At 71.4% G+C, this 12,937-nt stretch carries 11 protein-coding genes; 8 read left to right on the top strand and 3 right to left on the bottom strand.

What is annotated here, in order from left to right; translation table 11 throughout:
- The 8 genes from D7W81_RS33335 to D7W81_RS33370 all read left to right on the top strand — a co-directional run.
- Nucleotides 1-1,356 (top strand): dihydrolipoyl dehydrogenase family protein (locus D7W81_RS33335; protein WP_147445709.1); only part of this gene is annotated, 1,356 nt, incomplete at its 5' end.
- Nucleotides 1,357-1,414: 58 nt separating this feature from the next.
- Nucleotides 1,415-2,632, top strand: a complete 1,218-nt coding sequence (locus D7W81_RS33340; protein WP_120559445.1) for a glycosyltransferase family 87 protein — start codon at nt 1,415-1,417, stop codon at nt 2,630-2,632.
- A gap of 82 nt (nt 2,633-2,714) precedes the next feature.
- The gene (locus tag D7W81_RS33345; RefSeq protein WP_120559446.1) at nt 2,715-3,491 is read left to right on the top strand and encodes an energy transducer TonB; all 777 of its coding nucleotides are present in this window, start codon (nt 2,715-2,717) and stop codon (nt 3,489-3,491) included.
- 32 nt (nt 3,492-3,523) lie between these two features.
- Nucleotides 3,524-4,282: a MotA/TolQ/ExbB proton channel family protein gene (locus D7W81_RS33350; RefSeq protein ID WP_120559447.1), complete on the top strand. Its 759-nt coding sequence runs from the start codon at nt 3,524-3,526 to the stop codon at nt 4,280-4,282.
- The gene (locus D7W81_RS33355) at nt 4,266-4,673 is read left to right on the top strand and encodes an ExbD/TolR family protein (RefSeq protein ID WP_120559448.1); all 408 of its coding nucleotides are present in this window, start codon (nt 4,266-4,268) and stop codon (nt 4,671-4,673) included. Before D7W81_RS33350 ends, D7W81_RS33355 begins: the two co-directional genes overlap by 17 nt.
- Before the next feature lie 15 nt (nt 4,674-4,688).
- Entirely contained in the window at nt 4,689-5,120 is a 432-nt protein-coding gene (locus tag D7W81_RS33360; protein ID WP_120559449.1) for an ExbD/TolR family protein, read from the top strand.
- Nucleotides 5,121-5,271: 151 nt separating this feature from the next.
- Entirely contained in the window at nt 5,272-8,223 is a 2,952-nt protein-coding gene (locus D7W81_RS33365) for a TonB-dependent receptor domain-containing protein (protein WP_120559450.1), read from the top strand.
- A 32-nt stretch (nt 8,224-8,255) separates the two neighbouring features.
- A complete protein-coding gene (locus tag D7W81_RS33370) occupies nt 8,256-9,635 on the top strand; it encodes a beta-helix domain-containing protein (RefSeq protein WP_120559451.1) in 1,380 nt (459 codons plus the stop codon).
- 72 nt (nt 9,636-9,707) lie between these two features.
- Here the strand turns inward: D7W81_RS33370 and D7W81_RS33375 are convergent, their stop codons facing one another.
- The 3 genes from D7W81_RS33375 to D7W81_RS33385 all read right to left on the bottom strand — a co-directional run bounded on the left by D7W81_RS33375 (nt 9,708) and on the right by D7W81_RS33385 (nt 12,889).
- On the bottom strand, nt 9,708-10,205 hold the full coding sequence (locus D7W81_RS33375) for a hypothetical protein (RefSeq protein WP_120559452.1): 498 nt from the start codon (nt 10,203-10,205) through the stop codon (nt 9,708-9,710).
- 123 nt (nt 10,206-10,328) lie between these two features.
- The gene (locus D7W81_RS33380; protein WP_208721564.1) at nt 10,329-11,393 is read right to left on the bottom strand and encodes a metallophosphoesterase family protein; all 1,065 of its coding nucleotides are present in this window, start codon (nt 11,391-11,393) and stop codon (nt 10,329-10,331) included.
- 119 nt (nt 11,394-11,512) lie between these two features.
- Complete coding sequence (locus D7W81_RS33385) at nt 11,513-12,889, bottom strand: hypothetical protein (RefSeq protein ID WP_120559453.1); 1,377 nt, start codon at nt 12,887-12,889, stop codon at nt 11,513-11,515.
- Between the last annotated feature and the right edge of the window lie 48 nt (nt 12,890-12,937).

A 12,937-nucleotide genomic window follows, 5' to 3' on the forward strand; every position in this document is an offset into this window, starting at 1 on the left:
GGTCCCGCGGGCGAGAACGCGGGCGCGCGTGCGGCGGCGGGGGGTTTGAAGGTCGCGCTGGTGGAGCAGGAGCTCCTGGGCGGCGAGTGTTCCTACTGGGCCTGCATGCCCAGCAAGGCGCTCTTGCATCCCGGCGAGACGCTGTGGCTCGCGCAGCACACGCCCGGCGTGCGCGAGCTCATCCAGGGCCCGCTCAAGGCGGACGCCGTGCTCAAGCACCGCGACCAGCTGGTGTCCGGCTACGACGACAGGGGCCAGGTGAAGTGGGCGGAGGGCGCGAAGCTCACCGTGGTGCGCGGTCACGGCCGGCTCACCGGCCCGCGCAAGGTGGCCGTCACGGGCAAGGAGGGGAAGGTGCGCGAGCTGGAGGCGAGGCACGCCGTCGTCGTCGCCACCGGCAGCAAGCCGCGCCTGCCGGACATCGCGGGGCTGAAGGATTCCAGGCCCTGGGACAACCGCGAGGGCACCGGCGCGAAGGCGGTGCCGGGCCGGCTGGTGGTGCTGGGCGGCGGCGTGGAGGCGGTTGAGTTGGCGCAGGCGTGGCGCGACCTGGGCTCGGAGGTGACGCTGGTGCAGCGCGGGCCTCGCGTGCTCAAGCGCTTCGAACCGTTCGTCGGCGAGCAGGTGACCCAGGCGCTGCGCGACTCGGGCGTGCGCGTGCTGCTGGAGACGCAGGCCACCAAGGTGCAGCGCTCCGGCGCGCAGGGCGAATACACCATCACGCTGACCGGCGGGGACACGCTGCGCGCGGACGCGCTGCTCGTGGCCATGGGCCGCACCGCGCGCACGGACGACCTGGGCCTGGACACGGTGGGGCTCAAGCCCGGCGCGTCCATCGAGGTGGATGATCAGCTCCGCGCGCAGGGCGTGGACGGCGGCTGGTTGTATGCGTGCGGCGACGCGAACGGCCGCAACCTGCTCACGCACATGGGCAAGTACCAGGCGCGGCTTCTGGGCGACGTCCTCCTGGGCAAGCCCGCGAAGGCGTGGGCGGACGCGAAGGCCGTGCCGCAGGTCATCTTCACGCACCCGCAGGTGGGCAGCGTGGGGCTCACCGAGGCCCAGGCGCGCAAGGCGGGCGTGCCGGTGAAGACGGTGCAGTACGAGCTGGGCGACGTGGCCGGCGCCTCCGTCATGGGCAAGGACCTCAAGGGCACCGCCAAGCTGGTGGTGGATGAGCAGCGCCGGGTCATCGTGGGCGCCACGTTCACGGGCCCTGGCGTGGGGGAGATGCTCCACGCGGCCACCATCGCCGTCGCGGGCGAGGTGACGTTGGACACGCTCTGGCACGCGGTGCCGTCGTACCCCACCGTGAGCGAGGTGTGGCTGCGGCTGCTGGAAGCCTACGGGCTGTGATTGCGGCGGGGCGCTCCCGCGTGGAATGGTGCGCGCCCTCCCGAGCCCCGTGACGTGAATGAGCACCGCTGAGCCCCTCCGCCAACGCGCATCCCTGAAGGTGGAGTGGGCGCTGCTGGGGGTGCTCGCCGTGGCGGCCGTGGCGGTGGGGCAGCATCCCCGGCGCGGCGTGGACTTCCGCGTCTACCTCACCGCCGCGGAACGCTTCCGCGAAGGCTCGGACCTCTACCGCACCGAGGACGGCGCCATGCCGTTCAAGTACGCGCCCGTCACCGCGCCCCTGTTCCTGCCCTTCACCGCCGTGCCGCCGCGCGCGGCCGTGGCGCTGTGGAACCTGGGCTCGGTGCTCGCGCTCGGCGCCGTGTCCGTGCTCACCCGTCGGGCGGCGCCCGCATCCGGAGAGGCGGCGCCGTGGACGTGGGCTCCGGTGCTGGCCACCGTGGTGCTGCTGCCCGCGTTCTCCTTCGAGATCTTCTACGGCCAGGTGGACGCCGTGCTGCTGGGGTTGCTGGTGCTGGCGGCCGTGGGCGCGGAGCGGGGCCGTGTGTGGGGCCCCGGCGCGGCCTTCGCCGTCGCGTGCCTGCTCAAGCCTCCGGCCGCGCTGCTGGGGTTGTTCTTCCTGGCGCGCAGGCACTGGCGCGTGGTGGGGACCACGGCCCTCTTCGGCGTGCTGTTGGTGCTGCCCACGCTGGGCCGCTACGGGTGGACGGGCACGCTGGCACAGCTGCGTGACTGGACGGAGATCCTGGCGCGCACCACGCCGCCGTGGGCGCTGGGTCACAACCCGCAGGGCCTGCCCACGCTGCTGCTGTCGCTGGTGCTGCCTCCGGAGTCACTGCCTCCCGCGGGCGCGATGAGCGGGGCGCAGGCCCTGGCGCTGGGGCTGTTCGTCGTGGCGCTGGTGTGGGCGCGGCCCGGACCCGTGGAGCTGCTCGCGTTCTGCTGCCTGGGCGTCACGCTGTTGTCACCGTTGGCGTGGCGCGCGAACTACCTGCTCGCGTGGCCGGTGATCCGCGCGGCGCTGGAAGGACGCTCGCGCCTGGGACAGGTGTGCGTGGCAGGCATCGCGCTCATCGGCCTGGGCGTTTCGGAGGCGGTGCTGGGGGCGGAGTGGGCCCGGCGGGTGCTGCTCTTCCGGCCGTTCGCGGTGGCGTACTCCGCGCTGCTGATCGCGCTGTTGTGGCAGACGCGGCGTCACGGAACGCCCACGGCGGTTCTTTCCGACAAGACCGTGACGCACCTGCCGCGCGGATTTCTGAACGCTCGCGGCCCGTAACCGAATCGAGACATGGCCGGGGGCAAAGTGTCACGGAGCCTGAACCTTCGTGACACACGGTGTCGCTATATGCGTCCCCGTCATGTTCGAAACGTTCGACAGCGCCTCCAGTGCCCCCGCCGCCCGGCGGTTCGCGCTCTCTACCACCGCGTCGGTCGCCGTCTTCGGACTCATCGCCGTGGCGGCGATGACCGCGGCCAACACCGTGAAGGAGGTCATCAAGGAGAAGAAGGTGGACGTCGTCTTCCGTCCTCCTCCGCCTCCGCCTCCTCCCGTCGTGGAGGTGAAGCCGCCGCCCCCGCCGCCTCCACCCGTCGCGAAGCCTCCGCCCCGCGCCGCGCCTCCTGTCGCGAAGGCAGCGCCTCCGCCCGCGGCGATGCCCACCGTCGCGCCCGCGCCGCTGAAGGCCCCGGACGCGGTGCCGCTCGAGAAGCCGCCCGAGGCTGAGAAGGAGGTCGTCGCCGCGGCGCCCATGGCCGTCGGGGGCACCGGCACGCTCGTCCCTGGCGGTATCGTGGGTGGCACCGGCAGCGGTGAGGGCATGGCCATTGGCGGCGGTCGCGCGCAGCCCATCAACCTTCCGGAGACGGGCACGCCGCCGGAACCGCTGGCCGCGAACCTCATCCCCGAGTACCCCGCCGACGCCCGCTCCAAGGGGCTGGAGGGGCTGGTCATCCTCAAGGGCGTCGTCGAGGCCGACGGCCGCGTCACCGGCCTCAAGGTGATGCGCGGCGATGAGCCCTTCGCCAGCGCCGCGATGGCCGCCGTGCGCATGTGGCGCTTCAAGCCCGCCGTCGTCTCCGGTCAGCCGACCGCCGTCTTCCGCATCTTCAAGGTCCCCTTCCGCCTCAAGTCCTGACGCCTTCCTTCCCCTCCCGGAAAGCCACCGCCATGAACTTCAATCTCAAGGAAATCTACGCGCACATGGGCGTCTTCGCCCTGGGCATCGCCTGGACGCTGATCGCCTTCGCGGTCGCGTCGCTGGCGGTCTTCTTCGAGCGCCTGTTCGTCTACTTCCGCTCGCGCGCCGCGTCCCGCCAGTTCGCGGGCCGCGCGGGTCCGCTGCTCGCGCAGCAGCAGCATGACGCGTTGGTGAAGGAGGCGGACGGCAGCAAGAGCAGCCACCTGGCGATGATGCTGGGCGGTGGCATGAAGACGTTCCTCGCGAAGTCCCGTGCCCCCGCCGGCAAGCTGGGCGCGGTGGAGCTCACGCGGCGCGACCTGGTGCGCATCAACGAGCGCATCACCGCGGACGTGCGCCGGGGCATGTCGGTGCTGGCCACGGTGGGTTCGGTGGCGCCGTTCGTCGGTCTGCTCGGCACGGTGGTGGGCATCATCGAGGCCTTCGCCGGCATCGCGAAGGAGGGCTCCGGCGGCCTGGGCGCGGTGTCCGCCGGCATCGCGGAGGCGCTCGTCGTCACGGCGCTGGGCCTGCTGGTCGCCATCCCCGCGGTGCTGATGTTCAACTTCCTGTCTACCCGCGCGGACGCGCTGCTGCTGTCCCTGGAGCAGGCCCGCAGCGAGTTCATGGACCACCTGGAGGACATGGCCGGCGACAAGCGCGCCGTGGCGGCCCACCCGGCTTCGCACTCGAGTGGTTCGGACGTCGTCTCCACGCGGACCGAGGCGGGCGATGTCGGCCACGCGTAGGAGCCTCACGCCGGAGATGAACGTGACGCCGCTGGTGGACGTGGTGTTGGTCCTCCTGATCATCTTCATGGTCGTCACGCCGCAGCTGGAGGCCGGCGCCGCGGTGGAGCTGCCCGCGGCGATGAACCCCGACGCGGAGAACAAGAACCTGGAGCCCACCACGGTGAGCCTGGCGTCCAACGGATCGTTCTACCTGGACCGCAAGCAGCTGACCCGGGACGCGCTGGTGGTGGAGCTGAAGGCGCTGCACCAGGCGAAGCCGGACGCGCCCGTGGTGCTCAAGGCGGACCGGGGCGTGGCGTACGCGCAGGTGCGCGGCGTGTTCAAGGCGATGCAGGACATTGGCTTTCCGGGCATCAGTCTCCAGGTCATCGACCGGAAGAAGCAGTAAGGGGAGGCACGCGCCATGGCTTTCGACGTCGGTGGCAACAAGGGCGGCGGTGTCCGCCCCACGATGAACGTGACGCCCCTGGTGGACGTGGTGTTGGTCCTCCTCATCATCTTCATGGTCGTCACGCCGCTGATGACCAAGAACCTGTGGATGAACGTGCCGGCGAAGCCGGACAAGACGGAGGCCACGCCGCCTCCGCCGCCGGACGCGAAGCCGCCCGTGGTGCTCACGGTGGACAAGGCCGGAACGCTGCGCATCAACCACGAGGAAGTGCCGCGCGACCAGGTGGTCGTCCGGCTGCAACGCATGCTGAACGCGCGCGCGGACAAGGTCGTCTTCTTCGACGCGAGCGACGCGGTGCCGTACGGCAGTGCCATGGAAGTGCTGGACCTGGCGCGGGGCGGGAACATCACCGTCGCCGTGCTCCCGGACCGGCTCGCGGACTGAGCGCGAGCCTCGTGTGTCCCCGCGCGCGGTGTGTGCCGCGCGCGGGTTCGTGACGCCGAGTTTTCCCGCCACCGCCACAGACGTCACAAACCCTTCATCCCAATGCCACGGGCGTCGCGTTGAGTGCGCGTCGCTGTCGGCAAGGAGAGCCGTGTTGTCTCGTTCGAACTTCGTGCGCGCCTTCGTGGCGTCACTCGTGCTCATCACCCTGCCTGCCTTCGCGCAGGCGCCCGGCGCGGAGTCCACCGCGCCCGCCGCGCCTTCGCCTTCCGCCTCCCCCGGTCAGCAGCCCGCGGATCCTTCCGCTCCGGCCGCGCAGTCCGAGACGCCGGCCGACGGTGCCACGCCTTCGGAGGCCACGGCTTCCGACGAGGCCGCCATGGGTGATGAGGCCCTGGCCGAATCCGCCGCGCCGCCCCCGGGCTTCACCGGCATCTACGGCCGGCTGACGGATGAGGCCAACGGCGAAGGCCTCATCGAGGCCACCGTGAAGGTCGTGACGGGCGCCGACAAGCAGGCCTTCACCGACCTGGACGGCAACTACCGGCTCGCGCTGCCGCCGGGCAAGTACGACCTGCGCGCCTTCTACGACGTCTACCAGGGCCGCCGCATCACGGGCGTCGTCGTCGCCCAGGGCAAGGCCACGAAGCTGGACGTCGCGCTCAGCGCGGACGTGGGCGCGGTGCAGGAGGTCGTCGTCGAGGCCCGCTCCGACCGTCGCGCGGAGGGCGCCCTCCTCCAGGACCGCAAGAAGGCCGCCGCCGTCTCCGACGCCATCAGCGCGCAGGAGATTGCCCGCACGCCGGACTCCAGCGCCGGTGACGCCGTGAAGCGCGTGGTCAGCGCCACGGTGGTGGACGGCCGCTACGTGCTCCTGCGCGGCCTGGGTGGCCGCTACGCCACCACGCTCCTCAACGGCGCGCTGCTGCCCAGCCCGGAGCCGGACGAGCCCAGCGTGCCACTGGACCTGTTCCCCACCAGCCTGCTCGCCAACCTCAACGTGGTGAAGAGCTACACGCCGGACCTGCCGGGCACCTTCGGCGGCGGCACGCTCCTCATCGAGACCAACACCTACCCGTCCCAGTTCGAGTTCAAGCCGCGCCTCACCCTGGGCGGCGACACCGTCACCACCTTCCGCAATCGCAACTCACAGGCGCAGGGCGGCTTCGGTGAGACGCTGGGCTTCGCCTCCTCCGACCGCGCCCTGCCGGACGCACTCCCCCGTGACCATCGCCTGGGCGCGGGCGGCGAGTCCGCGCAGCAGCTGGAAGGCCAGTGGGAGAGCTTCACCAACGTCTGGGAGAAGCGCACCACGCGCGCCGCCCCCAACCTGGGCCTGGGCGCGTCCCTGGGTGACACGCTGCGCTTCGGCAACCAGCGCCTGGGCTACCTGGCCACCGTCAACTACGGCCACCGTGACGGCGTGCAGACGGGTGACTTCGCCCGCGCGGCCCGTGACGAGTCCGGCAGCCTCATCTCCCAGGACGTCGCGCGCACCACGCAGGGCTTCTCCACCGCGAACCTCAGCGGCCTGGCCAGCCTGGGCTACCAGTTCGACCGCGATAACGAGCTGACCCTCTTCAGCCTCTACACGCGCGGCACCGACACGCGCACGTACTCCGCCAACGGCAACAACAACGTGCGCGGCGACACCTACGCCAGCACCCGCCTCCAGTTCATCACCCGCGCGCTGTCCTTCACGCAGCTGCGCGGCTTCCACCGCCTGGGACTGCTGGGTGACTCCGAGGTGGACTGGCAGGCCAACGTCTCCCGCGTGGACCGCGACGAACCCGACACGCGCGACACGCTCTACAGCGCCGCCCTCAACAACCCGGACGCGCAGCTGTCCTTCCCCAACCAGCCCAACAGCGGCGAGCGCTTCTTCGCGGAGCTGGGCGAGACGTCCACCGGCGGCAGCCTCAACCTCACCCTGCCCTTCAGCTCCGACCTCCGCGTGAAGGTGGGCGGCCTCACGCAGGTGTCCTTCCGCGACTTCAACGCGCGCCGCTTCCGCTACCTGCTCAACGACGAGCCGGTGGACCGCACCCTGTCCCCCGAGCAGCTCTTCTCCGCGGAGAACGTGGGCACCTCCATCAGCGTGCGTGAGACGACGCGCGCGGACGACGCCTACAACGCCTTCCTGGGCATCTACGCCGGCTACGTGTCCGCGGACTACAAGCCCGTGGAGCCGCTGCGCCTGGTGGGCGGCGTGCGCCTGGAGGCGTCCGCCCAGCAGCTCACGCTCAAGGACCCCTTCACCGGCGTGGAGGCGGACTCGGGCGGCGCGGACCGCAACTACCTGGACGTGCTGCCGTCGCTCAACGCCACCTACGCGCTGTCGCCGGAGGTGAACCTGCGCGCGGGCTACAGCTACACGCTGGCGCGGCCCACGTTCCGCGAGCTGGCGCCCTTCATCTTCTTCGACTTCGTGCGCCGCCGGAACGTGTCCGGCAACCCCGACCTGCTGGAGACGCGCATCCACAACGTGGACCTCCGCGCCGAGTGGTTCGTGGGAGAGAACGACGTCCTGGCCGCGAGCGCCTTCTACAAGCGCTTCCAGAACCCCATCGAGCGCGTCATCCGCAACCCGGACTCGGGCGACCTGGGCTTCGAGAACGCGGCGGGCGCGGACAGCTACGGTGTGGAGTTGGAGGCGCGCACGTCGCTGGCGCGCTTCAGCCCCTCGCTGCGCCCGGTGCGCGTGGGCGCGAACCTCACGCTCATCCAGTCGCAGGTGGACCTGGGTGACTCCGCGCTGGGCGCGCAGACGAACAAGGACCGTCCGCTCCAGGGCCAGTCGCCCTACGTCATCAACGTCAACGTGGGCTACGAGCGGCCGGAGAGCGGCACGGAAGTGGCCGTGCTCTACAACGTGTACGGCCAGCGCATCAGCGAGGTCGGCGTGCAGGGCCTGCCGGACGTGTACGAGCGGCCCTTCCACCGCGTGGACATCAGCCTCACCCAGAAGCTGGGCGCGACGCAGCTGAAGCTGACCGCCGCGAACCTCCTCAACGCGTCCGTCACCCTCCGCCAGGGGGACGTGACGGTGCAGACGTACAAGCCCGGCGTGGCGTTCACCGCGTCGCTCGGCTGGGCCCTGTAGCTCCCATTCCCCCCCTGAAAGGACGCACCGACATGAAGAGCCTCTTTGCCTCCGTCCTCACCCTCTCCAGCCTGGCCCTGCTGTCCGGTTGCGGCGACGACGACGACAAGAACAACGGCAACCCGGACGGCGGCGGCGACCCGCAGGCCACCGAGCAGGACGTGAAGGGCAGCATCCAGGGCGACACGACGTGGAAGGCCGGCACGACGTACACGCTGAAGGACTATGTGTTCGTGGAGAGCGGCACGCTCACCATCGAGCCGGGCGTCACCATCAAGGGCGACACGGGCAGCGCGCTGGTCATCACCCGCGACGCGAAGCTCAACGCGGTGGGCACGGCGGAGAAGCCCATTGTCTTCACCAGCTCGCAGGCGGCGGGCACGCGCGCGGCGGGGGACTGGGGCGGCGTGGTGCTGCTGGGCAAGGCGCGCATCAACGTGGCCGGCGGCGAGAACACCATCGAGGGCTTCTTCGCCACCAGCGGTGACACGCGCACGAAGTACGGCGGCCAGGACGACGTGCACGACTGCGGCAAGCTGAAGTACGCGCGCATCGAGTTCGCGGGCTACGAGCTGGCCGAGGACAACGAGCTCAACGGCCTGACGACGGGCGCGTGCGGCAGCGCGACGGACATTGACTACGTGCAGGTGCACAAGGGCGCGGACGACGGCGTGGAGATGTTCGGCGGCACTGCGGGCCTGAAGCACATCGTCATCAGCCAGCCGGACGACGACGGCCTGGACTACGACCTGGGCTGGCGCGGCAAGGTGCAGTTCCTGGTGGTGCAGCAGAACGCCACGGTGGGCAACCGCGCCATCGAGGCCTCCGGCAACAAGAACGACAACGCCGCGACGCCGCACACGATGCCGGAGATCTGGAACGCGACGTTCATCGGCTCGGGCCGCGCGGCGGGCACGACCCCGGCGCAGGAGGGCCTGGTGTTCAACACGGGCGCGGGCGGCCTGCTGCGCAACGTCATCGTGGCGAACTTCGCGGACACGGCCGTGGACGTGGACGGCACGGCCTCCGCGGCGCTGTGGAACGCGGCCAACCCGGAGCTCTCCATCCAGAACGCGCTCTTCTGGAACAACAAGGGCAACACCGCCTCCATCTCGAACGCGCCGAACCCGAAGAAGGACGCGGCGGGCACGGTGACGGATCCGGACGTGAGCAAGTTCGCGGAGGCGGAGAAGGTGCTGGCCACGGGCCTGAACAACAAGGTCGTGGACGCGCAGCTGACGGCGGCGCTGAACCTGGACGCCCCGAACTTCACCCCGGCGGCGGGCTCCGCGGCGCTGAACCCGGACAACGCGGCCACGCCGGGCGCGGGCTTCGACGCCAGCGCGCGCTTCGTCGGCGCGGTGGGCACCACCAACTGGCTGACCGGCTGGACTGCGTTCCCGAAGAACTAGCCCTTCGGTGAACCAGGACCGCGTGCTCCCGGGACGCCGTACCGGGGACACGCGGTCTTCTTTACTGCGGGCTTACGACTGGAGGCTCGCCGGCGCGTCGTCCTGCGCGGAGTCCTGGCCGTTGCCGCCGTCCGTGAAGAGGTTCGCCACCGGGCGCAGCTTCGGGGGACGGCCGCGGCGGCGCGGGGCATTGTCGTCGTTGCCCGGCGCGGCGCTCACCGGCTCCGCCTGCGTCTGGCCCGCCTTGCGCACCGGACGCGGCAGGTGGATGGCCTCCAGCTTCGCTCCCAGGTCCGCGTCGTCCTCCGCGAACACCTTCGCGTACGCCAGCGCGCGCTGCCCCTTCTGGAGCAGCGACTCCTGGCTCTCGTTCAGCGCGTGCCTCGCCGCGTCCAGCGCCGCCTGCGCCCGGGCCACCAGTTCCGCCTTCTCACGCACGTGCGCCGCGGACTCGCCCAACACCGCCGTGTCCACGTCCGGGAACTTCACGTCCGCCAGGTCCGTGGCGAACAGCTCGAGCAGCGCGCGCAGCGCAGGGGAGATGGAATCGTTCTCGGGGGAATCGAACATGGGCAGGCCTCCTCACAAGGCGTTTGAACGGCGCCTATCTGCCCAGATGTTCAGTGCCCTTTCAAGGGGGTCTTTCCACAGGCCGGAAAGTCGGCTCCGGATCCGCCGTCAAGACCCCGCTGATCAATCCACCCGCACCAGCCCCACGTCCCGCACCCCCACCGACGGATCCACGTCCACCGCCAGGAAGTGCCGGCCCACCCCATCAAAGCGCTCCGGAATCGCCCCGCCTCCTCCAGAGATGAACGCCGGGATGCCCGCGTTCGAATACGAATAGTAGGAGTGGATGTGGCCGTAGAGCGTCAGGTCCACCCCTGCCCTCGCCATCTTCCCCACCAGCCCGGCAGCCTCGTTGCGCACCGCGAAGCCTCCGCCCCGGACGCCAATCGGATCCAACGGGGGGATGTGCATCGCCACCACGTGCACCGCGTCGCGCGCCTCCTCCAGCCAGCCGTCCAGCGCCTCCTCCACCAGCGGATCCACCGTGCTGCTGCCAGAGTCCACCAGGCTGAAGTGCACGCCCCGGAAGGTGAAGTGCTGACTCGCGCGGCCCACCAGCCGCTGGTACTCGCGCGCGTCATCCGTGAAGGTCTCGTGGTTGCCCAGCGTCGCGTACAGCGGGATGCGCGAGTCCGCCTCCAGCCGCTGCTGGAACTCCTCCAGCTGCTCGCGCGTGCCGAACTCCGTCAGGTCCCCCGCGAAGAAGATGAAGCGCAGCGTGGGGTCCTGGTTCAGCCGCGCGTAGATGTCCCCCACCTTCGACAGCGCCTCCTGCACGTCCGCCAGCGCCGCGAACCGGAACGGCTCGCGCGTGTCCCAGTCCGGCGGCGCCACCGTCAGCCGCATGGTCGTCCCCGGCCTCAGGGCCACGCGCCACGCCTTCATCGTCGGGTGCGCGTCCGGCAGGGCCATCACCGTGAGCGGCGTGCCCGATTCGTCCACCGCCTCCAGCGCCGCGTCCGGCATCGCGTTGTGCACCGTGAACAGCCAGTCCGTGCGCGCATCGGCTCCAGCGGTGACGCGCGTGGTGAACACCGGCGCCTGCCCCCACAGCTCCAGCGTCCCCGACGCCAGCGTCCGCACCGACGCGAGCCCGCCCTCCACCTCCACCGTCAACGCGTCCGCTTGCGCCTGTCCCACGCGCGTGTCGCGCACCGCCCGGTCCTCGCTGGGGCGCACGCAGCCCATGGACAGCAGCGCCGCCGCGACCCCCAGGGCCTTCACTCCGCGCCAGGAACGCGCGCCAACGGATCCGCCGCGGATCCGCGCCGCCTCGTGCACGCCCACCGCGTCCTCACGCGTCCCGCTCACGTGTCACCTCCCACCGCGTACACCAGCGCCAGCCGCCCCATCAGCGCTCCACCCGCCTGCGCCTCCGCCGCCACGCCCCAGCGCTCCGTCAGCAGCACGCGCCCCCTCACACCGAACGAACCAATCATCCCGCCGCCCCGGCCGCGCAGCCCGCCCACCAGCCCGTCCTTGCGGTGGTCGTAATAGAGCACCGCCTCGCCCCGCAGCGGCCCGCCGCGCCCCAGCCACACGCCGTAGCCGAACGTGTAGAGCAGCTGGGTGTGCAGGTTGTCGTCACTCACGCGCCCCGGATAGCTGTAGCCCTGGAACGACAGCCCCAGGCCGCCCTCCACGAACGAGCCCGAGAAGCGCGGACCGAAGCGCGCCATCGCGTAGCGGCCCTTGAGCGCCACCTCCCCGCCTCCCAGCGTGAAGCCCTCCGTCGGGTAGCGGTGGTACGTCGCGAAGCCCTCCACATCCAGCGACGTGCCGTCCCCCAGCCCCGGCCTCCGCTCCGGCGCGCCCCACAGCCGGTACGCCGCGCCCGCGCGGATCAACGTGTTGCCCTCGTCCGGCGCCAGCCTCGCGGACGCCTCCAGCCGCACCGCCGACAGCCGCGCCACCGCGCCCAGCGCGAAGAAGTTCCGGTACTCCGCCGTCGCGTCGTGCACGTACTGGTAGCCCAGGTCGAACTCCAGGGGCGGCAGCGTGTCCGGCACCTGCCCCGGGTCGAACGCCGGCGACGTCACCGCGTACAGGTTCGCCAGCATCGACAGGGAGAACACCCCCGCCCCCGTCAGCGTCACCGCGTACAGCGGCCCGATGGTCTTTCGCGACGCGCCCGTCAACGCGATGGGCACCAGCCCCGCGCCAATCAGCCCCAGCCCGATGGCCTCCGCCGCGAACAGGCCCCGCGCCGTCACCGGGTCCCCCGCCGACCACGCCCCCAGCCCGTGCAGCACCAGCCCGGGCACCACCGCGACCGCCACGGGCAGCGCCTTGAACGGCGGCCTCGGCGCGCTGTCCGTCAGGCGCACGCGGGGCTCCGACACCCGGCCCCCTTCCGGCGCCATCCGGGATGCCGCACTGGCGTCCTCCGGCGCCACCACCGGCCCGGACTCCTCCGCGGACGCCGTGGGCACCGGCCGGGGCCCCTCCTCCGTCAGCACCCGGGCCATCACCTCCGGCGGCACCACCGACGCCCCGGCCTTCCGGCGAGCGGGCACGTCCCGGGGGATGTCACTGCCACCCAGCTCGGGACCGCTCGCCAGCAGTTCAAAGGCGGACAGGAAGCCGCCGTCGTCCTGCGCCCACGCGGCCCCCGAGGCCAGCACCAGCCCCAGCACCACCGCGAAGGTGGCCCGCGCACTCCACACCGGGCGCCCATGCCCCATGGCCGTCGTCTCGCTTCCCTGGGGGCGGCCTTCCAACCACCCCCACCC

This window comes from Corallococcus aberystwythensis (assembly GCF_003612165.1).
Classification (GTDB): Bacteria; Myxococcota; Myxococcia; order Myxococcales; family Myxococcaceae; genus Corallococcus; species Corallococcus aberystwythensis.

What these genes read in the sequence shown, in the direction of transcription:
- D7W81_RS33340 (WP_120559445.1), top strand. Translation starts at nt 1,415, where the DNA reads ATGAGCACCGCTGAGCCCCTCCGCCAACGCGCATCCCTGAAGGTGGAG.
- D7W81_RS33345 (WP_120559446.1), top strand. Translation starts at nt 2,715, where the DNA reads ATGTTCGAAACGTTCGACAGCGCCTCCAGTGCCCCCGCCGCCCGGCGG.
- D7W81_RS33350 (WP_120559447.1), top strand. Translation starts at nt 3,524, where the DNA reads ATGAACTTCAATCTCAAGGAAATCTACGCGCACATGGGCGTCTTCGCC.
- D7W81_RS33355 (WP_120559448.1), top strand. Translation starts at nt 4,266, where the DNA reads ATGTCGGCCACGCGTAGGAGCCTCACGCCGGAGATGAACGTGACGCCG.
- D7W81_RS33360 (WP_120559449.1), top strand. Translation starts at nt 4,689, where the DNA reads ATGGCTTTCGACGTCGGTGGCAACAAGGGCGGCGGTGTCCGCCCCACG.
- D7W81_RS33370 (WP_120559451.1), top strand. Translation starts at nt 8,256, where the DNA reads ATGAAGAGCCTCTTTGCCTCCGTCCTCACCCTCTCCAGCCTGGCCCTG.
- D7W81_RS33375 (WP_120559452.1), bottom strand. Translation starts at nt 10,205, where the DNA reads ATGTTCGATTCCCCCGAGAACGATTCCATCTCCCCTGCGCTGCGCGCG.
- D7W81_RS33380 (WP_208721564.1), bottom strand. Translation starts at nt 11,393, where the DNA reads ATGGGCTGCGTGCGCCCCAGCGAGGACCGGGCGGTGCGCGACACGCGC.
- D7W81_RS33385 (WP_120559453.1), bottom strand. Translation starts at nt 12,889, where the DNA reads ATGGGGCATGGGCGCCCGGTGTGGAGTGCGCGGGCCACCTTCGCGGTG.